The sequence below is a fragment of the Acinetobacter sp. ANC_7682 genome (assembly GCF_056779795.1).
This window is the reverse complement of sequence record NZ_JBWYIQ010000087.1, coordinates 1-421: the sequence shown is the minus strand read 5'-3', so window position 1 is coordinate 421 and position 421 is coordinate 1. Positions and strand designations below refer to the sequence as shown.

At 46.1% G+C, this 421-nt stretch carries 1 pseudogene; it reads right to left on the bottom strand.

From position 1 onward, the window contains the following. Positions 1-117: 117 nt before the first annotated feature. Positions 118-421, bottom strand: a pseudogene (locus AC1M9D_RS14100) (DUF2345 domain-containing protein); the annotation flags it as partial.

Below are 421 nucleotides of genomic sequence, written 5' to 3'. Positions count from 1 at the left end.
AGTGCTCGGTTATATGCGGGCCAATTGGTTGTGCGGTAGATTTTGTGTGTAGGCTTCTTCATTTGAAAATTATATCGCTGAAAAACCCTTTCCAGATAGGTTTGTGCAACAAAGCCGATCAGCACCATCCCCTTGAGCTTGAATCTCAATCTTGCCTTTGCCTGCATACAGTCGTGCCCCTTCTTGCGCTGCAAATAAGCTGATCTTTTTGCTGGCATGTCCGATGATGCTGTCTTGCGTGCTGGTGTTAATGCTTCCTTGTGCAATTTGGTTGATCTGTCCATCTGCACTGAGGTGGATGTCTTCGTTACTTTCTACGGCAATTGAACTTGGTGAAGCCAAGAGCATGATCGCTTGTTTAAAAGCCGCGGCTTTGCTTTGGTCTTCGCTCTCTAAGTTCTTGAGATAGCCCTGTAGGTTT